Below are 25,510 nucleotides of genomic sequence, written 5' to 3'. Positions count from 1 at the left end.
TTTATGCTCCCACACCGCTGGCGAATGAGTTGACAAGAGACCCCATGGTCAGCGCCCAGCCATCGACCAGCACGAACAGCAGCAGCTTGAATGGCAGCGACACCAACATCGGCGACAGCATCATCATACCCAGTGCCATCAGGATCGACGCGATCACCATGTCGATCACCAGAAACGGCAGGAACAACAGGAATCCGATCTGAAACGCTGTCTTCAGCTCCGAGGTGATGAAGGCCGGCAACATCACTGACAGCGGCACGTCCTCGTTGGTCTCGTAAGGGCCGCTTCCCGACAGGTCCATGAACATCATCAGGTCGTTTTGGCGAGTGTTTTCGATCAGAAAGCCGCTGATCAGCACGCGGGCGCGTTGGATCGCCTCGGGCGCGGCCATGTTGCCGTCCAGATAGGGGGCAACGGCGCTGTCAAAGACTTGTGTCAGCATCGGTTGCATAACAAAGAAGCCCAGGAACAGCGCGATCGCCACCAGCACCTGATTGGGCGGCGTCTGCTGTGTGCCCAGTGCTTGACGCAGGATCGACAGGACGATGATAATGCGCGTAAAGGCGCTCATCCCCAGGACAATCGACGGCAGTACCGTCAACGCGGTCATCAGCGCAAGGATCTGCAGGGAGAGAGAGTATTTCGTGCTTTCACCGCCGCCGGGGCCGATCAGTTCCAGCGCGGGCAGGCCCTGCGACAGAGCGGGGGAGGCGGTGAGCGTTGCCGCCGCGATGAGGAGGAGGGGGGCAGTCGCGCGCATCATGCGGCCACCTGTGCGATCTGGGCGACCTCTGCAGGCGTGACGCTTGCGGCTTTGGCATTCAGCGGGGTCACAACAGGAGCCTGACGTTTCGCGGTGACGATCAGAAACTCTTGCCCGTCCACGTTGAGCAGCATCGCGCGGCTGTCAGCGCCCAGTGCGGTCACTTCGGTAATCGCCATGCGACGATCTGTGGACAGTTTGCCCTTCAGCTTGCCCTTGTTGGTTTGCACCACATAAAGCGCCGCCAGAAGGACGGCCAGAAAGCCTCCTACAGTCAGCAGCTGATCGATTGTGACAATATCCATAACACGCCTCTCCTATCGGCCTCGATGACCAATTGGGGGCATGTTTCGTGCCAAGTGGTCGCGCGATGTGCCACGTGCGCAGCAAAATTCGCGCGGGTGCTGGGCCTGCGTGTGTTTGAGGGGGCTGGCAGGGGACGAGGGCCCCCTGATGTCAGGTTTTGCGGATCAGATCAGATGTTCACCCGATCTTTTGGATCGACAATGTCGCCAAACCGAATGCCAAAGCGTTCGCCGATCACCACAACCTCGCCCTTGGCGATTGTGGTGCCGTTGATCTGGATATCCAGCGGATCACCCGCCATCCGGTCCAGTTCTACAACCGATCCTTCGTTCAGTTTCAACAGATCTTCGATCGTGATCTGGGTGCGGCCGACCTCCACTGTTAGCCGTACTTTGACCGAGTCCAGAACGCCGAGGCCCCCCAAAAGGCCTTGATCCGTGGTATCGGGCAAGCCCGCGCCAGAGGTGGCGGGCAGACCAGCGGCTTCTTCCATCACGGTGTCATCACTCATCACAACGATCCTTTTACTTCGGGGTCTTGGCCGGTTTTGGGCATCTTAAGAGGTGGTTTCCGCCAGACGGCGGGTGAGGTTCAGGGCAGATTTGCCAGAGGCTTCGCCAAGGTCGGCGTCAAACAGCGGCCGGCCTTCGACGATCAGTTTCGGGGCAGGGGTCATTGCCACCGGAACCACATCGCCTGCCGCGACCTGGCCAATGCGGCCAAGCGGCAGTTGCGGTTCAGCCAGAATGGCAGTGACATCCAGCGGCACCTGTAGCACCGCTTGTTCCAGTTTCTCGCGCCATGTCATGTCCTCTTCCATCAGGTCAGAGTGCATGCGCGACCGCAGCTGCGCGGCGATGGGTTTCAGCGTCTGCAGCGGATAAATCACATCAAAGTTCGCCGGATCGGTATCGGGCAGCTGCACCATAAAGGAGCAGTTGATCACCATATCCTCGGCATCGGCGAAGGAGGCAAAGCTGAGGTTTTCCTCACGTGCTTGTAGTTCAAAATTGATCGGCATCAGGTCACGCCAGGCCAGTTCCAGCTGTTTGTTCAACCCGTCAGACACCAGTTCGATCACCCGCTGTTCGGTGCCGGTGAATTCGGTACGTGCCACCTGCAGCGAACTGATATCGCCGCCATAGTAGCTGTTGGTCAGCATCGACACGAAATCCGGCGGGATCACCAGCATCTGCGATCCGCGCAACGCCTCAATCCGGCTGGTGGTCAGCGAGACAAAGTTTTCTACCTGATCGGTGTAGTCAGAAAAGGTCTTGATCTCAGGCGGGAATGACGAAATCCGCGGCTGTAGACGCAGCATCGGCAGGAAAACCGAACGCGCCAATCGGCAGAACCGTTCGTTGATCATCCGCAACCCGTAGTAGTCGCCCATCAGCGACAGATTGTTATCGCCAAATTTGTACGGCTTATAACTTATGTCACCATCGAGCATTTCGCCGTTTTCGTCGGCGTCGAGGTTCATAAGGTCGCCAACAAGATTGGCAAGCTCGGTACTGGAAAGTTTATGCCCAACCATCAGTGCGGCCTCACTGCATCACGAAGGTGGGGAAGAAGACGCTTTCGATGCCGCCGAACCCTTCCAGCGTTTCAAGACGGCGATTTACCACCGTCAGCAGTTCTTCTGACAGACGGTCACGGCCATCGGTGCCTTCGACATCTGCCTCTGTGTACGTGGACAGCACGGCCAGAATGTCCGAGCGCAGCGCCATTTCATGGGTCTGGACGTTGTTCAGCACCGCTTCGTCATATTGCGTTGACAGACCGATGCCCAACTGCAGGAACCTGCTGGACCCTTTGAGGTTGGTTGTCAGCGGGTCGGGAAACTCGAAGTATTGGGTGACGAACATCGGCTCTTCGGGCAGTTCCTTGGAAACTTTCATCGGGCCTTCTTCGCCCATCTCCTCAGTGGCGGGGCCGGTTTCCTCGATCAGGCGCAAAACTTCGTCGGCTGGGCTCATGCTGGATTCGGCAAAATACTTGCCGCCAAAGAAGCCGCCACCGGCCAGACCCGCGCCCACAACCATGAGCAAAATCATTTTGACTGCGCCGCCTTTTTTCTTGGCGGGGGCGTTTGCTGTTGCGTCTGCCATTACCTTTTTCCTCAGGCCAAAATATCAATGCCGTCGTCATCGTCGGCGGTGTTCATCTGCCCAGCCTCGCCGCCCAGAACCTGTGCGGTGGCCAAGCTATTCGTATCGTCGGACTGGTCTTGCCCGGGCGCGCCATTGCCGCCCTGACCCCCCAATCCTGTCTGCGCACCACCTTGCTGACCCGAAGAGGCGTTATGCTGACTCAGATCCAGCCCCGCCTTCGACATCAGATCGGCAAGCCGCGCCTGGTTGTCATTCAACAATCGTGCCGAAGCGTCATTGTCTGTAACAATTGTCACCGCAACTGCGTTTTCGCGCATTTCCATGCGGATGGTCATCCGTCCCAGACGTTCGGGCTGCAGAGCGATTTCAATATCGCCCTGGGTCAGGTCACGCGCTTCTTTGATCATCGCGGTCAGCTGTGTGGGCCATTCACGATCTGTCATGACCAGGCTGCGGGGCAGCGGGGCGGCTTGCGCGGGATTGAGTTGGGCCTGTGCCACCTCTGGCGCACTCATAGCCTGCGTTTGACCCAATTGGGTGACGTTTAGCGGCTGCTCGGCTGTCTGAACGTTGGTTTGAGCGGTCTGGGCTTGTAGTTGGACCTGCGCAGGTGTTTGCGCGGTCGTGGTGGTCAGTTTCAGTTCCGCCTTCAGCTCGGCCATCATGCCGGTGTCGGATCCTGCCGGTTTGACGGCGGTGGGATCATAGGCGGCTTCGGTCAGGGGCATGTCTGCGCTCGGGCCTGTGGACTGCGCTGGAGTCGACTGTGTCAGCGGGTTTTGGGCCTGCGCTGAGTGCGCCTGAGCCTGTGCCTGAGTGATGCGGGCAATCGCGGTTTGGGCCTGCGGTGTCATAGCCGCTGCCGGTACGGCGTTTTGTGTAGCCTCTGCTGCCTTTGTACTGGCTGGCAGTTTATCTGCCAACGCAGCGCGCAGTGCGTCTTCTGCCATAGCCGCGGGGCGGGTATTGGCCGAGGTTTGCGTGGTTGTCGCCTGAGCCGCGGCTTTGGCAGCCATGTCGTCCAATGCCTCTGCACTCAATTCTGTGGTTGGGGTCTGCCCTGCGGACAGGGATTTACCATCAGCTTTGCGCATCAGGGCCTGACGTTCGGCCACTTGCGCCCCGGAGAGTTGCGCTGCAGTGATCGGCGTCTGACCAGCGGCCTTGCGGGCGGCGTCGCCCTCAGCCATCAGTTTCTGCATAACGGCATCGCCTGCCTCCGTTGCGGCCTCATCACTGAGCGGCGCGATAGAGAGGGTCCCGGATTGGGTGGCGATGGCCGCGCCGCCGACGGTGAACATAACACCTGCGGCTGCCTGTTCAGGCGTTAAGCCGTCGATCGCTTCGCTGCCCGCCTGTAGAAGTGCCAGTGCGTCTGGGTCCAGTGTTTCAATGCCTTCAGCACTGACACCGCCAGCGCCGAGGGACAGGCCCGCACCGTCGCCCACCGCTTGCGCGCCCTGCATCAGGGCGGCGAAATCGGCCGCAGGTGCGGTGGTTGAGGCCATCGCCAAAGAAGAGGTGGTTGCCGCGGCTGCGCCGTGGATCGGCAGGGTGGGGCTTTGGCTGGCGCTGGGAGAGGATGCAACAGGGTTTTGCATGAGTGACTTCGGGTCCTTGAAACTGGATTTGCACTATCCGCTGCAGCATCCGTGCCAAGGCGACACAAACCCGTTGTAATTTTGTTCAAGTGTAGTGTGTTCAGTCAGAATTTTGCTGAGCGGACAGCTTGTTGGCTTTGTCAGTCAGCATGTCCAATTTGTGACCGCTCTGGGCCAGTTCGGTCTGCGCCTTTTTCAGGCGCCGCTCTGACTGTGCTTTTTGCAGGCTCAGTGTGCTGCGAAAGCCCTCCAACTGCTGACCAAGGCGCAACGCCCCCGCCAGTTGGGCCGACGTTTTAGCTGCCCGCAATTGCCCGCCATGTTCATCAAGCATCCGGTTGATGGAGCCTGCCTGTGCGGTGATGTTGTTCATCTCGTCCTGCGCACGGCGCAGGCGTTTGGCCAGATCGGCCTGCTTGACCGTTTCGGCCTTGGCCATCAGATGCAGGTGGTTGCCGTTTGGTTTCGTCATCTTTCACGTTCTCAGGCGGTCATGCCGATCAGCTCGATCAGCTGTTTCTGGCTTTCAGCGAAGGTGACCTTTTCATGCTTCATCTGGCAGATGAAACTTTCGATTTGCGGCCAGTTCTTGATCGCGGCGTCCAGATCCTTGTCCTGACCGGCACTGTAGCCGCCCATCAACATCAGATCGCGGTTTTCATTGTAAAGAGAAATGAGGCGCCGCAGCCGCTGGCTGGCGGTGACATGTTCCGGTGGGACGATGTCGTTCATCACCCGACTGACGGAAGCCGGCAGGTCAATTGCTGGATATATTCCGCGTTGCGCCTGTGCACGGCTTAGGACCATGTGGCCGTCAAGGATCGCACGGGCTGAATCCACCACCGGATCGTTGGTGGTGTCATCGCCATCTGCCAAAACGGTATAAAGCGCGGTAATCGTCCCCTGACCGGGCAGGCCGGGGCCGCAGCGTTCAATCAGTGACGGGATCATCGAGATCACCGAAGGTGTGTAGCCCTTCGCGGTGGGTTGTTCCCCCAGCGCCAGTCCCGCCTCGCGTTTGGCGTGGGCCACGCGGGTGAGGCTGTCCATGATCAGCAGCACATCCTTGCCTTGATCGCGGAAATACTCGGCAATGGCGGTCGTGCGGTTCGCAGCGCGCAGGCGCAACAGCGGCGATCGGTCCGCAGGCACGGCGACGACGCAGACCCGCGCGGCGGCCTCTGGGGTCATCACGCGGCTGACAAAATCGCCCACCTCACGCGCCCGTTCACCGATCAGACCCACGATGATCACGTCGGCGGTGGTGTTGTGGGTCATCATTTCGATCAGTACGGATTTACCCACACCCGATCCCGCCATAATCCCCACGCGTTGCCCGCGTCCGATGGTCATGGAGGAGTTGAGGATGCGCACCCCCACATCCAGCACGTCCTTCACCGGGCCACGGGCCAGCGGGTTCAGCGGTTTTCCGGCCAGAGGCCAGAGGTCCGAAGGTTTCGGCGCTGGCCGTCCGTCCAGCGGCGCACCACTGGCGTCAATTACCCGGCCAAGGAGTTCCGGCCCTACCTCACACAAACGTCCTGCACGGCGTAGCACCACCGGATCGCCTAGCGTGATCTGTGCCCCAGCTGTGTCGAGGAAGAGGAGGTTCTTGCCATCGGAAAAGCCCACAACCTCGCCCTCTACAGGCGTTGCATCGGGACCAGCGTGGCGCGGATAGATCAGGCACAGATCCCCGGGAGAGGCTGGAAAGCCCGAGCATTCCACCACCAATCCGTCATAGCGCACCACCTGACCGCTGATCTGAGGGGCAGAACGTTCGGGCAGGGTGGCCAGATCATGGCTGAGCCGTTCCATCACTGTCGGGCTCATGCGGTTTTGCCTTCGATCTGCAAATCACTGTCGTCCCAATCCACCGGCAGGGCGCCATCGGCAAAATCGGACAACGCTGATTGTACGCGGTTGGGGCCAGAGCGGATATCAACCGCACCGCGGGGCAGGGCGACATCGGCCTGCAGGATACAGCCCTCGATCAGTTCAGACCCTTCAAGGGTGGGTTCAATCGCGTTCAGATCTTCGGGGTTCAGGTGGATCTGGGTGCAGTCAACGGTTTTGCCCACACGGTCCACCAACTCGCCCACTTTCTGGGCAAAGGCAGCGGGCAGGGCGTCGATCTGTTGACCGGCCAGATCGCTGGCCAGCGTCAGCAACGTCTGTTCCATCGCGTTGCGCAGGGCGCTGTGATGATCGGCGGCATGATCGGTCAGCGACGTGGTCAGATCGGTGAACAGCCGCGCGGCCTCTTCCATCTGCGCCTGAGCTTCGGGGCAGGGGCCGGCAGGGGCGGGGGCCTGTGCAGGCGGTGCTTCGCTGAGCCCTTTCTGATATCCTTCGGCGTAGCCTTCAGTGTAGCCTGCCTTGCGCGCCGCGGCTTCTTTGGCGGCGGGATCCTCTTCGGCGGGAGCGTCGGCAGCGGTGTCATCTGCATCGCGCGTCTGGATCGGCTGACCTACCCCCGCTGCCTCAAGTGCGGCATCAGCTGGCGTGCCGACGGGGATATGTTCCGCCGGCATGTCGTCTATGCTGACCTCTTCAAAGGCGCGCGGGCGGAAGTTGCCATCGCGGTTTTTGCGCAGGATGTCATTGATCGATTCAATGTCCAGCGCCTGAACCGATAGGTCCTTGTGAAAGCCCATTGTGCTCTCTCCTTCTCAGCCGGGGTGTTAAACCATGACCTCGCCGCCACGACCGGCAAGGGTGATGGTGCCCTCATCCGACAGGCGACGGGCTACAGCGATAACATCTTTCTGTGCGGTCTGCACTTCGGTCAGACGGACGGGACCAAGCGCCTCCATCTCATCCACAATGGCGGCGGCAGCACGGGTGGACATACAGCCCAAGAGCTTGTCGCGCAGAATTTCGTCGGCGCCACGCAGCGCCAGAACGAGCGTGCGGTTTTCCACTTCGCGCAGCAGTGTCTGAATGGCGCGATCGTCGGATTTGATGAGGTTGTCGAAGACGAACATGTTGTCCTGCAGTGCAGTAACCAGCGTTTTGTCCTGCTTCTGCACGTCCTTCATGATGCGGCTTTCCATGTCCTGCTTGGTGAAGTTCATAATCCGCGCGGCCGCTTTCACGCCGCCCATCTGGCTGGCGCGCAGGGTGGTGTTTTCCTGGAACTTTTTCTGGATCACCTGTTCCAGATCCTTCAACGCCTCCGGTTGCACATTGGCGAGGTTGGAAATCCGGTGGATGATATCGGATTGCACATCTTCAGGGATCAGTTTCAACACCTCTGCGCCGGTGACCGGCTCCAGCGAGGCAATGACCAGCGCGATGATCTGCGGGTGTTCATCGACAATCAGTTCCGCCACCGCGGGCGCGTCCATCCATTCAAGGATCTCGATCGGACGATCCGAAGAGGTACGTGGGATCCGGCTGAGGACCGAATGTGCCTTGTCATTGCCCAGAGCTTTGGTCAGCACATCCTTGATGTAAGCGTTCACGCCCACGCCCAGCCCGGTCTGTTCGCGCAGGTCATGCAGAAACTCGTTCAGCACCGCATCGACGGTCGAATGTTCTACATTGCGCACCATGTACATTGCGGTGCCCAGTTGTTGCACCTCATGCGGGTTGAGATAGCCAAGGATCTTGGCGGCGGCGTCTTCGCCGAACAGCATCATCATCACGGCCGCTTTCTGGGTGCCGCCAAGGTCGTCGATTGTCAGGGGCTTGGGCATTGTTCAGATCACTTCAGCTGAGAGGAGTCTTCTTCGATCATCGACTTAAACGCGGTGGCGATGCGGTCGCCGTCGCTGTGGGTCAGGTCGCGGATCAGGGCGAGTTTTTCTTCGTAGGACACATGGGACCAAGGGTTGCCGACGGGTTCGAACCCATCCAGACGCGCGCGCACTTCGGCCAGAGTTTCCCCGGGTCCCACCTCAATCACATCACCCAGACCACCGGGTGCGCCACCGATCGGGGCACCCATCCCCAGGGGCGAGGCTGGTGCAGCAGGAGAAAATAGCAGGCGGTCAACAATCGGTTTCACCAGACCCAGCACCACGATGGCAAGGACGGCAATCTGTGCACCATAACGAGCGGTGTCCATGACCCATGCTTCTTTGTACCAGGGCATCGAAACCTCAGAGAAGGTATCGATAAAGGGTTGGGCGGACAGGGTCACAGTGTCGCCGCGACGGCCCTGAAACCCGATGGCCGAACGCACCAGCGCCTCTGCGTCTTTCATCACCGACTCGGGCAATGCACCGGGCACCAGCGATCCGTCTTCGGCCATCGTGCCTGCAGGGGTGCGCAACAGCACGGCGGCATGGATGCGCACGATCTGGGCGCTGGAGGGTTGTTTGGTTTCAACGCGGCGGCTGACCTCATAGTTGCGGGTCGAGTTTTCAGTGTTGTTTTCGATCTGCCCACCGGCAAAGCTGGTCGGGCCGTTTTCCACCAGCTGGGTTTCCTGCGGCGGGGTGTTGGACACCGCACCGGGAATGCCACGTGCCTGCTGGGTGTTGTTCTGCTGGGTCATCTTCTGCTCGGAACGAATGACCGAACCGTTGGGCATGTACTGTTCTGCGGTGATCTCGGAGCGGGTGAAATCCATATCCACCGTCACCTCTGCCGCCACATTTCCGGCGCCGACGATGGGCGAAAGCAGCGCCTCAATCCGTTGACGGTAATGGGTTTCCATTTGCTTGCGGTGGCCCAGCTGCTGGGTCGACAGCGCACTCAGGGGATCGTTGCTTTCGCGCGACAGCAGGCGGCCGGTCTGATCGACAACCGATACATTGGCGCGGGTCATTCCGGGTACGGAGGTGGACACGAGCGAGACAATCGCACTGACCTGTCCGTCATCCAGCGCACGGCCCGGGGCCACCTGCACAAAGACAGAGGCGCGCGGCGGTTTGGTGTCGCGGATAAAGGCGGTTTGTTCCGGCAGCGCCAGATGCACACGCGCAGACGTCACGTTGGAAAATTCGGTGATCGAGCGGGCCAGATCCAGTTCATGCATGCGGCGCAGGCGGGCGGCTTCCACCGAACGCGACGCCCCCATCGGCATGTCATTGAGGGTCGAGATCCCGTCAGGCGTGCCTGCCGGCAGGCCTTCGGTGGCCAGCATCATGCGGGCTTTGTGATAATCAGCTTCTGTGACGCGCAGGGCGCCGGTGGATTGGTCGATGATGGCGTCGATGCCGCCGCCAGTCAGCACCTCAACCGCGCGGGCTTTGTCCGCTTCGGGCAGGTCGGTGTAGAGGCTCAGCCGTTTGGGCTGGGCCAGCATCATGTAAACCACAAGGCCAAACACCGCCACCACAACCAGAATGATTGCAGGCAGGGCGCGTCGCACCGCTGGCTGAGCCATCATTTCCTGTGCCTGTTCCAGATAGGCCCGGCCCTGTTGGGCGGGGGACTTGCCTTCGGCGGGGGCAACTGGATTGGTTGTGCTGTCCATCGAAACTCTCGTTCTATTTTGCCGTTAGATCCTGTTGAGGATCAGTTGCCGGATTACACCGGCATGTTCATGATATCGCGGTAAGCGGTCAGGGCCTTGTTACGGACCTGCATGGTCATCTGGAACCCTAGCGACGACACCTGCTGATCCACCATCACCGAAGCCAGATTGTCCGTGGCGCCGGTCTCATAGGCGTAGGCGGATTTGTTCGCTTTATCCTGTGCGCTGTTCACCTCTTTGATCGCGTCACCCAGCCGTTCGGCAAAGTTGGGGGCCTGCGGCTCAGCCGGATTGGGCAGGGCAGAGGGGATCGCCGAGGTCGTGTTTTGCAGCGAAGCCGCTGCACGCGCATTCAAAGCGGCCAGTGTCGAATTTCCAGAAAGGCTCGAAATAGTCATGGCTTACCTCAATATTTGCCCTCTTTTTTAGGCGGCGTGTGCTGCCATCGGGGCGCTGATGTTGAAACCGGGGATCATGGCTGCGTTGGCGGTCAGCATGATGTCTGCGGCGCTGACCACATCACCGGTGCGCAGAACCAGTGCACGCTGAACGACGTTTTCCAGTTCACGCACATTTCCGGGCCAGTCGTGGGCCAGCAGGGCGATCACTGCCTCATCTGCCAGAAGGGGCAGGTTTGTGCCTTCGGGGGTGTGGCGGCGGATCATAGCGGTTGCGAGTGCGGGGATATCCTGCGCGCGCGCGGCCAGTTCCTGTGTCGCCAGCGGGAAGACGTTCAGGCGGTAGTACAGGTCTTCGCGGAAGTTGCCTGCCTCGACCTCGGCCAGCATGTCACGGTTGGAGGTGGCGATCACGCGCACATCAACCTGCTCTTCTTTCTGGCTGCCCAGCGGGGTGACTTTCTTTTCCTGAAGTACGCGCAGCAGTTTGGCCTGAAGGCCCAGCGGCATTTCCGAGATTTCATCCAGCAAGAGCGTGCCACCGTCTGCGGCGCGGAAGATACCGCGGTTGGCAGTTGATGCACCGGTGAAGGCACCCTTTTCATGGCCAAACAGCATCGCTTCCAGCATGTTTTCGGGGATTGCCGCACAGTTCACAGCCACAAACGGCTTGCCTGCGCGGGGCGAACGGTCGTGGATCAGTTGGCTCAGCACCTCTTTGCCGGAACCCGTCGGGCCGTTGATGAAGACGGTGACATCGGTCTGGGCCACACGGGCCGCCAGATCCATCAGCGCGCCGGTGCTGTCAGCGGCGGCGACCATGCCACCGTGGGGGGTGGCGATCAGATCGGTCAGCGCCAGAAGCGACGGGGCATTGAGAGGCGGAATGGCAGAGCCGCGCAGCGGCAGGGTTACACGCTGCATACGGCCGCCCAGTTCTGCGGTGACAGAGAAGGCTTTGCCCGGTTCCACAATCACCATCTGCGCGATGCCAAGGGCACGTGCGGCAGAGACCAGACCGGATTGACCACCGGCGGCTTTCTCGGCGGCAGCGGAACATACCAGCGTGTTGCCTTTACCAGGGTTGGTGTCAGGTACGCCCAGTGCGTCGATCAACACCGTGTCGATCCGGCGACGCTGCAACAGATCCGCCACTGCGGTCGCGTCGTCAAATTCTTGTGCGATGATGAAGATCTTGGCCATTGGTGCCTCCTGCGATTGCTGTCGGTTTCTAAGAAGCAGGAGCCGTACCAAACAGCAGAGATGTGATTCGAAAAAATCACAAGCCATTGATATTTAATGAAATTAAAAACTAAATTAACTAAAGTATATAAAAGGTTAACGCCCTAGGTATGGGGGGCATCTACCCGCATGATTCGTTATATTGACGGGGTTTTGATACCTGTCGGAAACTTGACGACACTGTCATATCTCCAAATTCTCGACGACCTATACTTTGTGGGGTGCGTTTTCCCAAAATAAGGGCATCAACTTTTGTGGTTAACGGACGTTTGACTTTGCAGACGAAAAACAAATCCGCAGGCCCTGTTTATGTTGTCAAAAACTTACCACCTTAAATTTCCCAGCCTCGACGCTGCGCAAATCGCGGCGCCTTTTGTGACCGAGACGTTGGGGAACGCTATCCCAGAGTGTCGTTTGTCCGGCCTCACGGTTCTGATCAGTAAGGAAGGTGACATTTCCGTTAATGTCTTTTTCCCCACCGTGGCTGATCTGAAGAACTTCGAAAAGAAACACGGCGGCTTTGTCGATATGATGAAGAAGACCTTTCTGTTCAAATCTACGGGATTTGACGGGGTGTGCATCTTTAGTTTCGACGGCAACGAAGACGCGGCTTAAGCCTCGCGATCATTTCGTAATGAGTGGCGCCCACGTCGGGCGTATGTTGTGTAAATAAAGGATCAAGGTCAGATGTCAGCAGAGGCAGATACCGGAACAGACAAACAGGCGGCGGGCGGTGCTCTGCTGCGGGTTTCGTCGCAGAAGATCAGCCGGCTGATGGATCTTGTTGGGGAATTGTCGCTCAGTGTGTCTGAGACGGTGAACTCCCCTGATTTGGTGAACAGCAACGGCGATCGTACCGACTTTGAAGCCGCCGCCCACCGCCTTTCGATGATCGTGCGCGAAGTACAAGACGCGGCGACCGAATTGCGGTTGGTGCCGGTTGATGAGGTATTTAAGCGCCTGAAACGGATGATCCGTGAGCTGGAGCGCCAGACCAAGAAGAAGATCAACCTCAATATTGTTGGTGCCGATACCGCCATTGATAAAATGGTGGCAGACCGCCTTTATGATCCTTTGTTGCATGTCTTGCGCAACTCTGCCGACCACGGTCTTGAAGGCGTTGAAGAACGACTGGCTGCGGGCAAGAGCGAGAAGGGCACCATTACCCTATCTGCAGCGCAGGTCGGCAGCGAGGTGCAGATCGTTGTCGGTGACGACGGTCGTGGACTGAACCGTAAGAAGATCCTAGAGATTGCGCGCAAGCGTGGTTTCTATGGCCCCGATGAAGAACCCGAAAGCAGCAAGCTGTGGAAGGTGATCTTTGAACCGGGTTTCTCCACCGCTGAACAGGTGTCGAACCTGTCAGGCCGTGGGGTTGGGATGGACGTTTTGAACTCCACCATGCGGGATCTGCGCGGTCGGATCGCCGTGGACAGCTGGGAAGGTAAGGGCACCAATGTGTCGCTGCATATTCCGGTGTCGCTGGCTTTCCTTGATTGCATCCTGCTGCGGCAGGGCACCCATCTGTTCGCAGTGCCGGTCGAAGATATTGCCGAGATTGTGAACCCTGGCATTGAAAACAGCATGACCATTTCCGCTGGTTCGCGCGCGGAAATGCTGCGTCTGCGTGACACCCATGTGCCGGTGTGTCGTCTGGAAACCTATTATGGCGATGTGATGCAGGATCTGAAGCCGCTGAACGATACCGTGGTCATCGTGCTGAACGCCGGTTCACGTCAGATCGCCGTGCCGGTGGATGAGGTGCTGGACCGTCAGCAGGTGGTGATGAAGCCGCTTTCGGGGGTGCTGGCCAAGGTCCGCGCCAGCTGGGGCTGCGCATTGCTGGGCACCGGTGAGGTGGCTTTGGTTCTGGACGCTGATCGTCTGGCCGCAGGGGAGGAAAACTGATGACGATGGCCCATGGTCTGCCGCATCAGGACTCTGTCGGTTATGAGAGCATCCGCGCATGGCTGGGGGATCGCTGCGGCATCTCTTATCCTGATCACAAGGCCAATCTGCTGCGCCAGCGACTGGCGCGGGTGACGCATACCTATGCGCTGCGTGACCTCAATGAACTGGCTGGTGCGATCACCAAAGGCGACCGCCAGGACGTGGAGTTGGCGGTGATGCATGCGGCATCGACCAACCACACCTTCTTCTTCCGCGAGCCTGAAGTCCTAGATGTTTTTGCTGAAAACATCTTGCCGCAATTGGCAGGGCGCGACGAAATTCGCATCTGGTCCGCCGCAGCAAGTACCGGCGATGAGGCCTACACAATTGCGATGCTGGTGGCGGAAAAGCTGGGGCCGGCCGCGCTGAGAAAATTGTCGATTTTGGGCACTGATATTTCGGCGCCGGTGGTGGAAAGCGCTGAAAAAGCGGTATTTTCCGATCGTGCGTTGAGCCAGATGGATGTTGCCATGCGGTCGCGTTACATGACGCCAGCGGGGGAGGGGATGTTTCAGGTAAACGAGCCTTTGCGCAAAACCTGCACCTTCCGCCGCCTCAATCTGAAGGCGACGCCTTACCCCTTTGCCAAGCAGTTCCAAGTCGTGTTTTGCCGCAATATCCTTTATTATTTCGAGCCAGAGGATCAGGCAGCCACTCTGCGTGCTATCTATGACGCGACAGAACCGGGCGGTTTCCTTGTGACTTCTGTCACCGAAGCGGTGCGTGATCTGTGCGATGCTTGGATCCCCGTCACCACCGGCATCTACCGGAGGGGTTGAGAATGACGTTCGCTTCTGCCCCACGCACACGCAAACCTGCCCCGCGCAAGATCCGAACGTTGATCGTCGATGACAGCGCAATGGTGCGTAAAATCCTGTCGATCGGTCTGGGTCAGGATCCCGAGATCGAGGTGATGGGGGCCGCCGCTGATGCGCGTGTCGCGATGCAATATCTGGTCAAGGACCGGCCTGATGTGATTACGCTGGATCTGGAAATGCCCAATATGGACGGGCTGACCTTCCTGCGCGGCTTGATGGCGAAGGCACCGATCCCGACGGTGGTGATTTCCTCACAAACCCAGCGTTCGGCGCAGGCCACCGTTGACGCGCTGGCCGCCGGTGCGGTGGATGTGATTGCTAAGCCCAAGATGGAGTTGGGCGGTGGTCTGAACGACATGATGCAAAGCATCGCAGATCGGGTGAAGGTTGCCGCCAAAGCACAAGTGGAACAGACCCCAATGGCGCCAGCGCAGGTAGAGATGCCGCGCCCATCGTTCAGCACCGCGCCAACCGCCGCGCCGACAATAGCACCGGATTGGCTGATTGCCATCGGCGCGTCCACCGGTGGTGTGCAGGCGCTGACGGCTGTGTTGCAGTCGCTGCCTGCCGACACGCCGCCGATTGTCATTGTGCAGCACATGCCTGAAGGCTTCACCGGCTCTTTTGCCCGTCGTCTGGACCAGACCTGCGCCATGCAGGTGCGCGAGGCCCGCGATGGCGACGTGTTGCAAACCGGGCACGTGCTGATTGCGCCGGGCGGCCTCTGCCATATGCGTGTTCAGCCCAAGGGCGATCGTTTGGCGGTGGAACTGGTTGAGGGGCCAGAGGTCTGTTTTTCCCGTCCTGCGGTTGATGTGTTGTTTAAATCCGTTGCGCGCCACGCCAAGGGCCGGGTCTCTTCGGCCATTCTGACCGGCATGGGACGCGACGGCGCTGAAGGTCAGTTGGCCATTCGCCTTTCTGGCGGGCGCTGTGTGGCGCAGGATGAAGCCAGTTGTGTGGTCTATGGCATGCCCAAAGCCGCCTATGAGTTCGGGGCACCAGAAAAACTGGTCCCGTTGAGTGAAATACCGTCCTGGTTGATGGCGTCATGTCCCAGTGCCGCCGCCCCAGCAGGACAGGAAAGTTATCGAGTTTGAAAGGATCCAGAGGATGACCGAGTTGACCACTGATCAAGGCACTACCCCCGCAGACGCAGAGGCACTGCTGCGCGATGATGACAACATCGAAAACATGTACCTCACCTTTGCCATCGGCACAGAAACCTACGGTGTACCCATCGCCGTGGTGACAGAGATTGTCGGCATGCAGCGCATCATGACGGTGCCGGATGTGCCGCGATACATCAAAGGCGTGATCAACCTGCGCGGCAAAGTAATCCCGTTGATGGACGTGCGCCTGCGTTTCAATCTGGAAGAGCGTGCTTATGACGACCGTACGGTGATCATCGTGCTCGAACTTGGCACTTCGCCCGTTGGTTTGATTGTCGACCGCGTGTCTGAAGTTCTGGAAATCGCGGATGACCACATCGACAGCGCCAGCGGTTTGGGTGGCGGCGAAAGTCAGGGCCTGGTGCATGGTCTGGGCCGTGTTGGTGAAAACGTGGCGATCATCCTCAACTCTGGCCTGTTGGTGTCTGACACCGAACTGGCCATGCCCGAAGCGATGAGTGCCTAAGGCCTTGTTGGGCAATGGGTGCCGCCCCTGAGGCGGCTCCTGAGACATGGTTTAAGACAAGGGCAGGGTTGTCCTGCCCACCCCCCCCGCTGGCGGTCTGTTTCGCCAGTTTAGTGAACAAGTGATTTAGTAACCCAAGGAGAGTGCCACTGAGCACGCGCGGACCCCATCCGCCCGGACTGTACAGTCTGGCGCATCGCAAAGCTCTTTCCCATCGCTGCCCGAAAGCCAGAAATTCCGAAAATCCAGACTTAAGCGCACCGCGTGGCTAAAGAAATTTCCAGCCCGGTCGCTATTAAATGTACAGCTCGCCAGAAAGGACAACTCAGATGACCAAAGCGAAACCGGAAGCCGCTTCTGACCGCCCCCCAGTCGAAGCGTATCATACTCTCGATATGATTTCCGAGCCGGTCCTGATCACCGACAACGACCTTGTCATTATCTTTGCTAACTCCGCTGCGATGGAGATGTTTGCCGGCGCCGAAGAGACGCTGAAGGGCATGTTGCCTCATTTTTCCGCGGGATCGCTTATTGGCACCTGCATCGATGATTTCCACGAAACCCCCAGCCATCAGCGTAATCTGCTGAAAGGTCTGAAAGGCTCTTATCAGGCAGCGATCCGTTTGCCGGGCTTTGCCTGGGATATCACCACCAAACGCACGCCGGATGGTTTGGGCTTTGTGGCTGAGTTTCAGGATAAATCTGCCGAAACGCAGATCGAGGACGAAACCAAGAAGCTGCTGCAGGGCATTACGGATATGGCAGAGGCACACAATGCCGGCCTGGTGCGCGAACGGATCAAAACCGACGATTTCCAGTTGCCCTACATTGTTTCGGCCGGTGAGCAGGTTAACAAAATGGTCGAGGATCACCTGGCCGCGATCCTAGAAGGCATCAGCGTCTTCGAGCGTTTTTCCGAAGGGGATTTTTCCGCCAACATGCCGCCGCTGCCGGGTGAAAAGGCAGCGCTCAATCAGGCGATTGACCGTACACGCGACAATTTCACTAACATCAACAGCGAGATCAAACGCCTGTCTGATGCGATTGTCGAAGGCAATCTGGAGGTGCGCGGTAATACCGACAATTTCAAAGGCGCCTTCCGCGAGATCATCGAGAGCTTTGAGAGCGCCTTTGTCGGCCTAAACAGCGCCTTCAGCGAAATCAGCGCCCAGGTGGGGCAGGTCAGCCAGACTGTTGGCCAGATGAGCGCGGCCAGTCAGGAACTGGCCAGCAACTCGCAGATTGCATCAACCTCGGTGGATGATGTTTCGGCTTCGGCCGAGGAAACCGATGTGCAGGTGCAGGCAAATGCCGACGCCGCGCGCACGGCTGAAATTCTGGTCACCCAGAACGCGGATGTGGCTGCCGAAGGCAAAAGTAAGATCGACGAAATGGTCACCGCGATGGAAGGCATCAACGCCTCGTCGCAGGACATTGCGAAAATCATCAAGGTGATCGACGAAATTGCCTTCCAAACCAACTTGCTGGCGCTCAACGCTGCGGTCGAAGCCGCGCGCGCAGGTCAACACGGTCGTGGATTTGCTGTGGTGGCTCAAGAGGTGCGCAACCTCGCTGGTCGCTCGGCCAAAGCGGCGCGCGAAACCTCCGATTTGATCGAAGGGGCCAACGGGCGCGTCGCCTCTGGTGTGCGTCTGGCGACTGAAACCTCGGAGAGCTTTGAAAAGATTGCGGTCAATATCGCAGAGGTGAAGGAGCTGGTGGAAACCATCAACCGCGCCTCTGAAGAGCAGTCGCGCGGTGTGGCACAGATTAACTCGGCCATCGGTGAGGTCGCCCGCACCGCGCTGGCGACCAGCCAGCAGGCGGATGAACTGGCCGCAACCTCGGCTGAAATGACGGCCGCGACCGAAAGCATGAGCCGCGAAATCTCGCGCTACAAGCTGCGTCCGGTGACACCTTCTTCGGCTGATTTTGGCATGGTGGACGGCATGGAAAACCTGCCGCCGGAAATGCTGGCCAAGCTGAAAGCAATGATGGGCGCTAAACTGGGCGGTGGTGCAGGCGGCGTCGCGGCACAGCCACCGGGTGGTGACACCGACCATGATGAACGCGGTTTCCTCGATTTCTGAGTGACCGAAAACTGTTTCGCCCCCTCCCGCTCAGGAGGGGGCACAAGACCCCACGAGGAGAGCATTTAATATGGCTTACAAAGTGATGATCGTAGATGACGCAGCGATGATGCGGCTTTACATCTCCAGCTTTCTGAACGCCCTTCCGGATTTCAAGGTGGCCGCGCAGGCGGCAAACGGGCGGGAGGCGCTGGACAAGCTAGCCGATATTCCCGATCTGGACCTGATCCTGTTGGACATTGAAATGCCGGTGATGGACGGGTTGGAGTTTCTGCGCCACGCCAAACTGAAAACCCGCGCCAAGATCTGCATGCTGTCGTCGGTGACGGTGCAGGGCTCGCCCCACGCCGCCAAAGCGCGCGAACTTGGCGCTGATGGTGTGGTCGCGAAACCCTCCGGCACCGTGTCTCACGATCTGGAAGAAAAGACCGGCGATGAACTGCGCGAAACCATGCGCCGTCTCGTCGCGGCCTAAGCGTCCTATTTGTGAATGATCGACGCCCGCCTGTTTGGGCGTTGGTCCGCGTCGCTGACGCAGTTTAGTTATTGAGTATCTATGGGTGACATATGTCGAGCGAAATGGACGAAATCTGGGAACTCTTCGCTGATGACGGCCAGCAGGCGCTGGACGGAATGGAGGCTGCCCTTGATGCTCTGCAAGACGGTGCTGAAGACCCGACCGAACATATCTCGGCGCTGTTTCGTGCCGTGCACACCTTCAAGGGCAACAGCCGTGTACTGGGACTTGCAGTGGTTGAAAGTCGCGCCCACCTCGCCGAGGATCTGATCGGTCTGGTGCGCGATGATGGCGTGCCGCTTGACGAAGATATTCTGGACCTGATGTTTCTGGCCGGTGACACCCTGCGGTCTATGCTGGAAGATGTGGCCGCCAACCGCGCTGACGTGGATCCAGAACCCTCGCAGGATCTGTTGGACCAGCTGAAAGCGATGATTGCCAAAGTCGATCCCAAAGCTGACCCCGCTGATGCCCCGGTGGAGGCGGTGGCCGAGGAGGTCGTTGAAGAACCTGCGGCCGCGCCCGAACCTGTTGCGGCGCCCGAACCTGACCCCGTGCCTGAACCGGACCCTGTGCCCGAACCTGAACCCGTTGCAGAGGTGGTGCCCGAGCCCGAACCTGAACCAGCTCCTGAACCTGAACCTGCCGCCGTTCCTGCGGGGGGCATGGCAGATATGAACGCGCTGTTTGCTGAAATGGGCGATAGCAGTTTTCAAAATGATGACGACGCCCTCAGCTTCGATGAGGATCTGAGCGAAGAAGAACTGGCTGCCAAAGAAGCCGCCAAAGCCGTTGATATGGAAGAGGCGGAGGCAGAGCGCCCCGTTCAGCATGGGCCCGTCACCTCCACCGTTGAGATCGACGAAACCCCGATCGACAACTTCGCTCAAGATCCCACCTATATGAAAATATGGGACGAAATGACCGAGGATCTGGTGGCCAAACTCTCTGCCATTAAAGCCTCGGCAGAAGGGTTTGAGGAGCGCAAACTGCAAGTTGAACGGCAGGTCGATGGTCTTTTGCATGCGGCAGGGCAGATGGGATTTCCCGACTGGGTGTCCCTGCTGGAGGATTTCGCCTTCGATTGCCCGGCAATTGCCGACGTCGATGGTCTGGTTGGTGCGATTGATGGTCTGATGCGCGATATGGAGGCGCTTAAAGCTGGCGATGCACCCCGTGCCCGCCCTGTTGTGGATAAACCTTCGGAGCCTGACACGGATGCGGCGGCAGATGTCCCCGCCAACGGCCATGTGGAACCGGACCCAAATGCGAAACTGTCCGATGATCCCTCCTATCGCGCGATCTTTGCGGAAATGGCGGATGATCTGATCGCTCGTTTGAAAAAGGGGACGGGCAAGGTACCTGCAGAGCGCAAAGAAGAGGCGCTGGCGCAGGTTGGTGGTCTGTTGCATGCGGCCCGTCAGATGGAATTTGACGCTTGGGTCACCACCCTTGCGGCCTTTGATGCCGCTGCCGCGGATCTATCCGATGCAGCAGCGCCCGCCGCGGTGGACAAGCTGATTGCGGATCTGGATGTGCTGCAGCAAGGCGGGACTCCCGAGGTACAGGCAGAAGCCGCCGCGCGAGAGATGCCACCAACTCCTGAAACATCACCTGCAGCCCCACCGGCGCCAGCGGCCGCAGACCCTGCGCCCGCACCAGAACCATCAGACGCGCCCGCACCTGTGGCGGAAAAATCCGCCACTGATCTGCAAGCCGAAAGCAGCATTGCCGCGCAGGAAGCCTGCACGAGCGGCGAAGCCAAGAAATTGTCTGACGATCCGACCTATCGCGCCATTTTTGCAGAGATGTGCGAAGAGTTTCTGGATCATCTGAAGGACGACCTGGCCTCGGACGCGGCGATCGGGGATCGCAAGGTCAACCTGCTCAAGCAGTGTGATGGGTTGCTGCACGCGGCCAATCAAATGGGTTTCGACAGCTGGATTGACCTGCTGGAATCTTTCGAGGCGAAACTTGAAGGGTTCGCAGATCTGGCCGCTCTGGACGGTGCGCTGAAAGGTCTTATGGCCGACGCAGAGGCGCTGAATGTGACTGGCGGCATTGCACCTTCGGCAGAGACCAGCGAGGCAGATAATCTGTTTCGTCAGCTGGAACCTTATTATGCCGCCATCACCGAAGCGGTGATGTTTGTCGACGAAAACCCGGCAGAGGCGCGCAAAGAACTGGACAAGTTGGCCGCAACCGTGATCGAACTGATCGAACCACACGGATTGGTACGGGCGATTGATTCAATTCAGCGTTTGGCCAAGGCCGAGTGTGTTAAAAAGGCCCGTATTGAACAGCTGACCTTCTACGAAGAGCTGATCGGATATGAAGAGATCATGCCTGCGGACCAACGTATCGCTGGTGATCTGATTGTCCGCCCCTCCAATCTGGTGCGCCAATGGGCGACGGATCAGATATTTGAGACGCTGAACGGTTTGCGCCACAAGATCGACCGCGAAACCCTCGCTGCCGAAGGCAATGCATGGTTTGCGGGCTTTAACCACAAGATGCGGTTGGTCTATCACGCCTGTAACCACTATCGTATGGAAACTGCCGCCAACCTGACTATGGCGCTGGTTGACCTTTTCGGGCGGGTGAAGAAGAGCACTAACGTCGCAGACGCCCTGATGCTGCATATGGCACGTGGCTTCCTTGACACTATTGAACTGGTGTTTGACGCGCTGGATCAGGGCGATGAACCTGATATGGACAGGGTCGAAGAGCTGTTTGAAGAGGCGACGAACATCACCTTCCAGCAGGGCGGTGTGGTGTCGGCACGCACGATTGAACGCAAGCTGCGCCTGCCGGAAGAGTTCCACCGCGTCCTCAGTCCTGAAAGTGTGAAGTCTGCTCATAAGGCGCTGGAAGAGAAGAAAAGTTTCTACATCATCCGCACCGACCTGAACGAAGATGAGGTGCTGGCAGAAAAGTTCCTTGAATGGATCGGCGCAGGAAATGCGCAGATGATCACTAACGTGACCGTCTTCCAGAATGAGAAGACGTTGTTTGACTTCTTGCTGGCCTCTGATTTGGAACAGGACGGTCTGGTTGCGGCGATGACAAATATGGATCCGTCCGCCAGCAACCTCTTTATGCGTCAGGTCTTGGATCCCGACTATACCAGCATCGAAGAGGAACTGCAGGAAGAAGCAAGTCCCAAGGCCGAAGCCGGCGCAGGGGACGGCGCAGGTATCAGCCTGTCGATGATGGAAACCATCGGCGAAATTTCTGCCGGACAGGCGATGGTGCATCACATTCTGGATGAACTGATGGCCACCGATATTGTGCAGTCGGTTGATACGATCATGCGCCGCAAAGCCCAGCAGTTCGAAGGCGGAATGGATGCCGTGACCCAAAGCGCCATTCGCGGTGTGGTGGAGGAATACGCCCAGAAGGTGGCTCGCGCGGCAGAGGCTGAAAATCAGTTGAATACCCAAATGAGCCGTCTGCAGGAAGAAACCGCGAAGCTGCGCGAACGCAAGGCCTCGATCCTGCTGCGCACGCTGGCGGCTTTTGTTGAAGCACGTTCGCGCACCGTCGGACGCGAAGCACGGATGAGCCATTCCGGCGGTGATGTGGTTGTTGATCAGGCGATGATGGATGGGTTGCAGCGGTTTCTGAAACGGTTGATCCGTTCGCGTCTGGTGAAAGAGGGCGCGGCGACGAAAATGCACCTTGGCCTTAGCCGGTCCGATAACAGCGTCAGCGTGGTTCTTAGCGATGATGGCACAGCTCCGCTTGACGGCGAGCTGATCAAGGATCTTGAAGCAGAGGCAGTGCATCAGGGCGGTGAATTCCGCGTCGCACCTGTGCCCCAGGGCGGGCAGAGTTTCCATTTGCGGCTGCCGGTTCACATGGCCCTTCTGGAAGGGATGGTCGTGCGTGTGGGGGAGGTGCGTTATGTGGTGCCGGTGGGTGCGATTGAACGCATCCAGCTGGGCAGTTCTGATGCGCTGTTGCCGATCCCGGCGCAGAAAAACGCCGCGATGCTGCGCACGGATACCGGTGAACTGGCCCCGATCCGCCAACTGAGTGTCATCGACGGGGGTATGGGATTGGGCGAACAGGCCAGCCGTGCCAAAGCATCGGGCAAGAAAACCCAGAGTCTCTATGTAGTGCTGCGCAACGAGGATCGTCGTTTCGCCATTCCGGTGGATGAAATGCTGGGCCAGCAACTGGTTCTGTTGCGTCCGCTGCAGGGGCCGCTGGTTGGCATTCGCAATATGATGGGGCTGGCGCTGCTGTCGGGCGGCGAAGTCGGCATGGTCGTTGCAGTAGATCGCCTAGCAGAGGCCGCCTAACTCCCATAGCGGCCCCCAATGATGAGGCCCGCTATGCATAACAGTTTTCGTCGACACCTTGGATTTCTGGGCCTTTTGGCCCAGATTGCGTTGCGCGTGGTTCTGACGCCTTGGCGGGTGAAAAATGGGGGCATGAGACAGGGGGGGAAGGGACAGCTGGTCTCGCCTGCTTCAAAGCAACGCCGCACCGTGCATGCAGCCCGGCAGCACGCAGCGCACGTGCCCCACACAGTGGGCGAGGCCCCGCGTCAGGAATGCCGTCGTCTTGAAGGTGGGCGGGATCTGTATGTGCCGGTTTGGATGCATGGTGGGCAGGCGGATGAAATTAATAGGCCGCAGGTCTAAAGCTTTCCGTCGGAATTGCCGTTCTTTTAAATAACACGGCAATTCAGGAAACCAAGGGAAAGACGCCAGATGACCTTTACTCAGGCACGTTCGACCTATCGTCAAACAGGTAACTCAGGAGTGAGTGTCCCTGATGATCCGCACCAGATCATCCGCGTCATCCTAACCGAGTTGGAAAAATCCTTGAACGTCATGAAAGCGGCCCATGCCGCTGGCACCGAATATCCGCCGGATCACGTGAACAAGGCGCTGCGGGCGATTTATCTGCTGCAATCCAGCCTTGATTTCGACAAGGGCGAAGACATCGCAGTGTCGCTGTTTGAGCTGTATGAGTTCTGCCGTCAGAACATTCTGGCCGCCTTCCGCAAGGAAGAGGGGGCTGAATTGGCTGCCTCGGCAGATGCCATTTCGGGCATTCTGGATGCCTGGACAGAGATCGGCCCGCAAGTGAGACAGGTTGGATGACCACGGAGCCGATCAATACCCTCAGCGCGCGGGAACGTGTGCAGGAGTTTGAGGCGATGCTGGATCGATGCCAGCAGGCCGCACGCGACGGCGATATGGCCGCCTTCCGCGCGCTTGACCACCAGCTGCGCAATATGGCGATGGCTTTGATCGCGGCGATGCCGGCAGCGGAACCGGATGAAGTGCATTACTTTGACGCCCTGCGTTCGGCGGTGACCAAACTGGGCGCCACCGCAGATGAGATTGAACAGGACCGGCGCAAGCTGCAACAGCGCAAGGGCAATGATCGCAAGGTGCGGCTGGCCTATTCGCGCGGCACGGCGCGGTTGTGATCCCCACACCAGTTTTCGTTAAGGAGTCTTCGATGTTCGCCACCACCTGCCGCAAATGCCAGTTGATCCGCATCTATCTGGGCTGCGCCTTTGTGGCGATCCTGCTGATTGGACTGCGTCCTGAGCAGGCGCAGAAAGTGGCGGGGTTGATGCCGTCACCGATGACCATCGGCATGATGATTATGCTGGGCGGTTCTTATGCGTTCTATCGCCGCCTGAAGGCCCACCGCGCTGAAATGGTGCGGGTGGAGGCGGCGCAGCAGCGCCGGGCGCATTCGACACGCCACTGATCCTCACCGATCCTCAGCTTCATAGAAAACGGCGCCGCATCACTGCGGCGCCGTTTTTTCTGCGCGTCGTGGCTAGGGGGATTAGCCGAGGCGTGGTTGGGCGCGGCGGGGGGGAGTGCCGGGCACATCACGGAAGGGGCGCAGATAATCGTGCAGGGTCGCGCGCGTTGCAGGACGGGCGGTGCCTGTCGTGTCATAGGTCACCACCTCAACCACGATTCCGTCGAGCGAAGTGGTTGTTTGGGTCGCGTCGGTCCGGTTTTGCTGATCTAGCATTTTAGTCTCCTTTGCGCGGTTGGTGTTGTCCTGACCTGACGGTTGCAGTTTTCGTGCCAAACCGTCGGGTTCTAGCCGGAGGTGATCAGCTTCAGCACATAAACCTCCAGCACCGGGTCAATCAGATCTTCTGTGCTAAGAACGCCGTTCAGCGCATCGCGCAACAGCGGCGGCAGCAGGCGCTGCAGGGCCTCCAGATCGGTGGCGTCAGGATCTTCGACCGCTTTCACCATCGCGTCGGTCATCGGGCCCAGCAAGGGGGCGCTATCGGTCAAAAACGCCTCGGTCACATTCTGGGGTAAGACATCGTTCACCGCCATGCCGATATCGATCAGCAAGGTTCCCCAGCGCGGCACATTCACCGTCAAACTGACCGGAAAAGACACATAGCGTCGCTCTGGTGGGCCGTCGTCCTCGACGACCTCTTCGTCCACCATTTCTGGTTCGGGCAGGGCGACGTCTTCGGGCGTGGTCATGGTGAATTGCCCAATGGCAAAGGCCCCGACCAGCAGACTAAAAGCCGCCACGCCGGGCAGGATCGGGGGTTTTGGGGGCTTTGGGCCTTCGTCTTCGACTTCGGGTTCGGCCATTTTGGACCTCTTCTGCTGAACGGCGCAGGTGATGGACCAG

General features: G+C 59.0%; 26 protein-coding genes. 11 read left to right on the top strand and 15 right to left on the bottom strand.

Annotation, left to right across the window (positions count from 1 at the left end; genetic code table 11):
- Nucleotide 1: 1 nt before the first annotated feature.
- The 13 genes from fliP to MHM86_RS04570 all read right to left on the bottom strand — a co-directional run bounded on the left by fliP (nucleotide 2) and on the right by MHM86_RS04570 (nucleotide 11,813).
- Nucleotides 2-763: a flagellar type III secretion system pore protein FliP gene (gene fliP, locus MHM86_RS04630; RefSeq protein ID WP_239196354.1), complete on the bottom strand. Its 762-nt coding sequence runs from the start codon at nucleotides 761-763 to the stop codon at nucleotides 2-4.
- Nucleotides 760-1,068: a flagellar assembly protein FliO gene (locus MHM86_RS04625; RefSeq protein ID WP_239196352.1), complete on the bottom strand. Its 309-nt coding sequence runs from the start codon at nucleotides 1,066-1,068 to the stop codon at nucleotides 760-762. The genes fliP and MHM86_RS04625 overlap by 4 nt, the downstream gene beginning before the upstream one ends.
- A 170-nt stretch (nucleotides 1,069-1,238) precedes the next feature.
- Nucleotides 1,239-1,580: a flagellar motor switch protein FliN gene (gene fliN / locus MHM86_RS04620; protein ID WP_239196350.1), complete on the bottom strand. Its 342-nt coding sequence runs from the start codon at nucleotides 1,578-1,580 to the stop codon at nucleotides 1,239-1,241.
- A 45-nt stretch (nucleotides 1,581-1,625) separates the two neighbouring features.
- On the bottom strand, nucleotides 1,626-2,606 hold the full coding sequence (fliM, locus tag MHM86_RS04615) for a flagellar motor switch protein FliM (protein ID WP_239196348.1): 981 nt from the start codon (nucleotides 2,604-2,606) through the stop codon (nucleotides 1,626-1,628).
- Between the two features lie 10 nt (nucleotides 2,607-2,616).
- On the bottom strand, nucleotides 2,617-3,180 hold the full coding sequence (gene fliL, locus MHM86_RS04610) for a flagellar basal body-associated protein FliL (protein WP_239196346.1): 564 nt from the start codon (nucleotides 3,178-3,180) through the stop codon (nucleotides 2,617-2,619).
- Between the two features lie 11 nt (nucleotides 3,181-3,191).
- Nucleotides 3,192-4,784, bottom strand: a complete 1,593-nt coding sequence (locus tag MHM86_RS04605) for a flagellar hook-length control protein FliK (RefSeq protein WP_239196344.1) — start codon at nucleotides 4,782-4,784, stop codon at nucleotides 3,192-3,194.
- Nucleotides 4,785-4,884: 100 nt separating this feature from the next.
- Nucleotides 4,885-5,256 (bottom strand): hypothetical protein, encoded by a 372-nt coding sequence (locus MHM86_RS04600; RefSeq protein ID WP_239196342.1) that lies wholly within the window; start codon nucleotides 5,254-5,256, stop codon nucleotides 4,885-4,887.
- Nucleotides 5,257-5,267: 11 nt separating this feature from the next.
- Nucleotides 5,268-6,617, bottom strand: coding sequence for a FliI/YscN family ATPase (locus tag MHM86_RS04595; protein ID WP_239196340.1), 1,350 nt, complete (start codon nucleotides 6,615-6,617; stop codon nucleotides 5,268-5,270).
- Entirely contained in the window at nucleotides 6,614-7,441 is an 828-nt protein-coding gene (locus tag MHM86_RS04590; RefSeq protein WP_239196338.1) for a FliH/SctL family protein, read from the bottom strand. Before MHM86_RS04590 ends, MHM86_RS04595 begins: the two co-directional genes overlap by 4 nt.
- 27 nt (nucleotides 7,442-7,468) lie before the next feature.
- The gene (fliG, locus tag MHM86_RS04585; RefSeq protein WP_239196336.1) at nucleotides 7,469-8,485 is read right to left on the bottom strand and encodes a flagellar motor switch protein FliG; all 1,017 of its coding nucleotides are present in this window, start codon (nucleotides 8,483-8,485) and stop codon (nucleotides 7,469-7,471) included.
- A gap of 8 nt (nucleotides 8,486-8,493) precedes the next feature.
- Nucleotides 8,494-10,212: a flagellar basal-body MS-ring/collar protein FliF gene (gene fliF, locus MHM86_RS04580; protein ID WP_239196334.1), complete on the bottom strand. Its 1,719-nt coding sequence runs from the start codon at nucleotides 10,210-10,212 to the stop codon at nucleotides 8,494-8,496.
- Nucleotides 10,213-10,265: 53 nt separating this feature from the next.
- A complete protein-coding gene (gene fliE, locus MHM86_RS04575; protein WP_239196332.1) occupies nucleotides 10,266-10,610 on the bottom strand; it encodes a flagellar hook-basal body complex protein FliE in 345 nt (114 codons plus the stop codon).
- Between the two features lie 27 nt (nucleotides 10,611-10,637).
- On the bottom strand, nucleotides 10,638-11,813 hold the full coding sequence (locus tag MHM86_RS04570; RefSeq protein ID WP_239196330.1) for a sigma 54-interacting transcriptional regulator: 1,176 nt from the start codon (nucleotides 11,811-11,813) through the stop codon (nucleotides 10,638-10,640).
- Between the two features lie 348 nt (nucleotides 11,814-12,161).
- On the opposite strand from MHM86_RS04570, the gene MHM86_RS04565 reads away from it, so the two are divergent.
- From MHM86_RS04565 to MHM86_RS04515, 11 genes are all read left to right on the top strand, one after another.
- Complete coding sequence (locus tag MHM86_RS04565; protein WP_239196328.1) at nucleotides 12,162-12,467, top strand: hypothetical protein; 306 nt, start codon at nucleotides 12,162-12,164, stop codon at nucleotides 12,465-12,467.
- 72 nt (nucleotides 12,468-12,539) lie between these two features.
- A complete protein-coding gene (locus MHM86_RS04560) occupies nucleotides 12,540-13,760 on the top strand; it encodes a chemotaxis protein CheA (protein WP_239196326.1) in 1,221 nt (406 codons plus the stop codon).
- The gene (locus MHM86_RS04555; protein ID WP_239196324.1) at nucleotides 13,760-14,581 is read left to right on the top strand and encodes a protein-glutamate O-methyltransferase CheR; all 822 of its coding nucleotides are present in this window, start codon (nucleotides 13,760-13,762) and stop codon (nucleotides 14,579-14,581) included. The genes MHM86_RS04560 and MHM86_RS04555 overlap by 1 nt, the downstream gene beginning before the upstream one ends.
- Nucleotides 14,582-14,583: 2 nt before the next feature.
- Nucleotides 14,584-15,720, top strand: coding sequence for a chemotaxis response regulator protein-glutamate methylesterase (locus MHM86_RS04550; protein WP_239196322.1), 1,137 nt, complete (start codon nucleotides 14,584-14,586; stop codon nucleotides 15,718-15,720).
- Between the two features lie 13 nt (nucleotides 15,721-15,733).
- Nucleotides 15,734-16,258, top strand: a complete 525-nt coding sequence (locus tag MHM86_RS04545) for a chemotaxis protein CheW (protein ID WP_239196320.1) — start codon at nucleotides 15,734-15,736, stop codon at nucleotides 16,256-16,258.
- A 329-nt stretch (nucleotides 16,259-16,587) separates the two neighbouring features.
- Nucleotides 16,588-18,348, top strand: a complete 1,761-nt coding sequence (locus tag MHM86_RS04540; RefSeq protein ID WP_239196318.1) for a methyl-accepting chemotaxis protein — start codon at nucleotides 16,588-16,590, stop codon at nucleotides 18,346-18,348.
- A gap of 70 nt (nucleotides 18,349-18,418) precedes the next feature.
- Complete coding sequence (locus MHM86_RS04535; RefSeq protein ID WP_239196316.1) at nucleotides 18,419-18,823, top strand: response regulator; 405 nt, start codon at nucleotides 18,419-18,421, stop codon at nucleotides 18,821-18,823.
- 92 nt (nucleotides 18,824-18,915) lie between these two features.
- Entirely contained in the window at nucleotides 18,916-23,172 is a 4,257-nt protein-coding gene (locus MHM86_RS04530; protein ID WP_239196314.1) for an Hpt domain-containing protein, read from the top strand.
- A gap of 414 nt (nucleotides 23,173-23,586) precedes the next feature.
- Nucleotides 23,587-23,982, top strand: coding sequence for a flagellar export chaperone FliS (fliS, locus tag MHM86_RS04525; protein WP_239196312.1), 396 nt, complete (start codon nucleotides 23,587-23,589; stop codon nucleotides 23,980-23,982).
- Nucleotides 23,979-24,314 (top strand): DUF4175 domain-containing protein, encoded by a 336-nt coding sequence (locus MHM86_RS04520; protein WP_239196310.1) that lies wholly within the window; start codon nucleotides 23,979-23,981, stop codon nucleotides 24,312-24,314. The genes fliS and MHM86_RS04520 overlap by 4 nt, the downstream gene beginning before the upstream one ends.
- A 32-nt stretch (nucleotides 24,315-24,346) precedes the next feature.
- Nucleotides 24,347-24,604, top strand: a complete 258-nt coding sequence (locus MHM86_RS04515; protein WP_239196308.1) for a hypothetical protein — start codon at nucleotides 24,347-24,349, stop codon at nucleotides 24,602-24,604.
- Between the two features lie 81 nt (nucleotides 24,605-24,685).
- Here MHM86_RS04515 and MHM86_RS04510 read toward each other — a convergent pair whose 3' ends face one another.
- On the bottom strand, nucleotides 24,686-24,880 hold the full coding sequence (locus MHM86_RS04510; RefSeq protein ID WP_239196306.1) for a hypothetical protein: 195 nt from the start codon (nucleotides 24,878-24,880) through the stop codon (nucleotides 24,686-24,688).
- A 71-nt stretch (nucleotides 24,881-24,951) separates the two neighbouring features.
- Nucleotides 24,952-25,470 (bottom strand): hypothetical protein, encoded by a 519-nt coding sequence (locus MHM86_RS04505; protein ID WP_239196305.1) that lies wholly within the window; start codon nucleotides 25,468-25,470, stop codon nucleotides 24,952-24,954.
- Between the last annotated feature and the right edge of the window lie 40 nt (nucleotides 25,471-25,510).

Source organism: Thalassobius sp. Cn5-15, assembly GCF_022347685.1.
Taxonomy (GTDB): domain Bacteria; phylum Pseudomonadota; class Alphaproteobacteria; order Rhodobacterales; family Rhodobacteraceae; genus Thalassobius.
The sequence above is the reverse complement of the archived record's forward strand: the minus strand, read 5'-3'. Positions and strand labels throughout refer to the sequence as shown.

Excerpts from the sequence above, each read along its gene's own strand:
- fliP (WP_239196354.1), bottom strand. The coding sequence starts at position 763 with ATGATGCGCGCGACTGCCCCCCTCCTCCTCATCGCGGCGGCAACGCTC.
- MHM86_RS04625 (WP_239196352.1), bottom strand. The coding sequence starts at position 1,068 with ATGGATATTGTCACAATCGATCAGCTGCTGACTGTAGGAGGCTTTCTG.
- fliN (WP_239196350.1), bottom strand. The coding sequence starts at position 1,580 with ATGAGTGATGACACCGTGATGGAAGAAGCCGCTGGTCTGCCCGCCACC.
- fliM (WP_239196348.1), bottom strand. The coding sequence starts at position 2,606 with ATGGTTGGGCATAAACTTTCCAGTACCGAGCTTGCCAATCTTGTTGGC.
- fliL (WP_239196346.1), bottom strand. The coding sequence starts at position 3,180 with ATGGCAGACGCAACAGCAAACGCCCCCGCCAAGAAAAAAGGCGGCGCA.
- MHM86_RS04605 (WP_239196344.1), bottom strand. The coding sequence starts at position 4,784 with ATGCAAAACCCTGTTGCATCCTCTCCCAGCGCCAGCCAAAGCCCCACC.
- MHM86_RS04600 (WP_239196342.1), bottom strand. The coding sequence starts at position 5,256 with ATGACGAAACCAAACGGCAACCACCTGCATCTGATGGCCAAGGCCGAA.
- MHM86_RS04595 (WP_239196340.1), bottom strand. The coding sequence starts at position 6,617 with ATGAGCCCGACAGTGATGGAACGGCTCAGCCATGATCTGGCCACCCTG.
- MHM86_RS04590 (WP_239196338.1), bottom strand. The coding sequence starts at position 7,441 with ATGGGCTTTCACAAGGACCTATCGGTTCAGGCGCTGGACATTGAATCG.
- fliG (WP_239196336.1), bottom strand. The coding sequence starts at position 8,485 with ATGCCCAAGCCCCTGACAATCGACGACCTTGGCGGCACCCAGAAAGCG.
- fliF (WP_239196334.1), bottom strand. The coding sequence starts at position 10,212 with ATGGACAGCACAACCAATCCAGTTGCCCCCGCCGAAGGCAAGTCCCCC.
- fliE (WP_239196332.1), bottom strand. The coding sequence starts at position 10,610 with ATGACTATTTCGAGCCTTTCTGGAAATTCGACACTGGCCGCTTTGAAT.
- MHM86_RS04570 (WP_239196330.1), bottom strand. The coding sequence starts at position 11,813 with ATGGCCAAGATCTTCATCATCGCACAAGAATTTGACGACGCGACCGCA.
- MHM86_RS04565 (WP_239196328.1), top strand. The coding sequence starts at position 12,162 with ATGTTGTCAAAAACTTACCACCTTAAATTTCCCAGCCTCGACGCTGCG.
- MHM86_RS04560 (WP_239196326.1), top strand. The coding sequence starts at position 12,540 with ATGTCAGCAGAGGCAGATACCGGAACAGACAAACAGGCGGCGGGCGGT.
- MHM86_RS04555 (WP_239196324.1), top strand. The coding sequence starts at position 13,760 with ATGACGATGGCCCATGGTCTGCCGCATCAGGACTCTGTCGGTTATGAG.
- MHM86_RS04550 (WP_239196322.1), top strand. The coding sequence starts at position 14,584 with ATGACGTTCGCTTCTGCCCCACGCACACGCAAACCTGCCCCGCGCAAG.
- MHM86_RS04545 (WP_239196320.1), top strand. The coding sequence starts at position 15,734 with ATGACCGAGTTGACCACTGATCAAGGCACTACCCCCGCAGACGCAGAG.
- MHM86_RS04540 (WP_239196318.1), top strand. The coding sequence starts at position 16,588 with ATGACCAAAGCGAAACCGGAAGCCGCTTCTGACCGCCCCCCAGTCGAA.
- MHM86_RS04535 (WP_239196316.1), top strand. The coding sequence starts at position 18,419 with ATGGCTTACAAAGTGATGATCGTAGATGACGCAGCGATGATGCGGCTT.
- MHM86_RS04530 (WP_239196314.1), top strand. The coding sequence starts at position 18,916 with ATGTCGAGCGAAATGGACGAAATCTGGGAACTCTTCGCTGATGACGGC.
- fliS (WP_239196312.1), top strand. The coding sequence starts at position 23,587 with ATGACCTTTACTCAGGCACGTTCGACCTATCGTCAAACAGGTAACTCA.
- MHM86_RS04520 (WP_239196310.1), top strand. The coding sequence starts at position 23,979 with ATGACCACGGAGCCGATCAATACCCTCAGCGCGCGGGAACGTGTGCAG.
- MHM86_RS04515 (WP_239196308.1), top strand. The coding sequence starts at position 24,347 with ATGTTCGCCACCACCTGCCGCAAATGCCAGTTGATCCGCATCTATCTG.
- MHM86_RS04510 (WP_239196306.1), bottom strand. The coding sequence starts at position 24,880 with ATGCTAGATCAGCAAAACCGGACCGACGCGACCCAAACAACCACTTCG.
- MHM86_RS04505 (WP_239196305.1), bottom strand. The coding sequence starts at position 25,470 with ATGGCCGAACCCGAAGTCGAAGACGAAGGCCCAAAGCCCCCAAAACCC.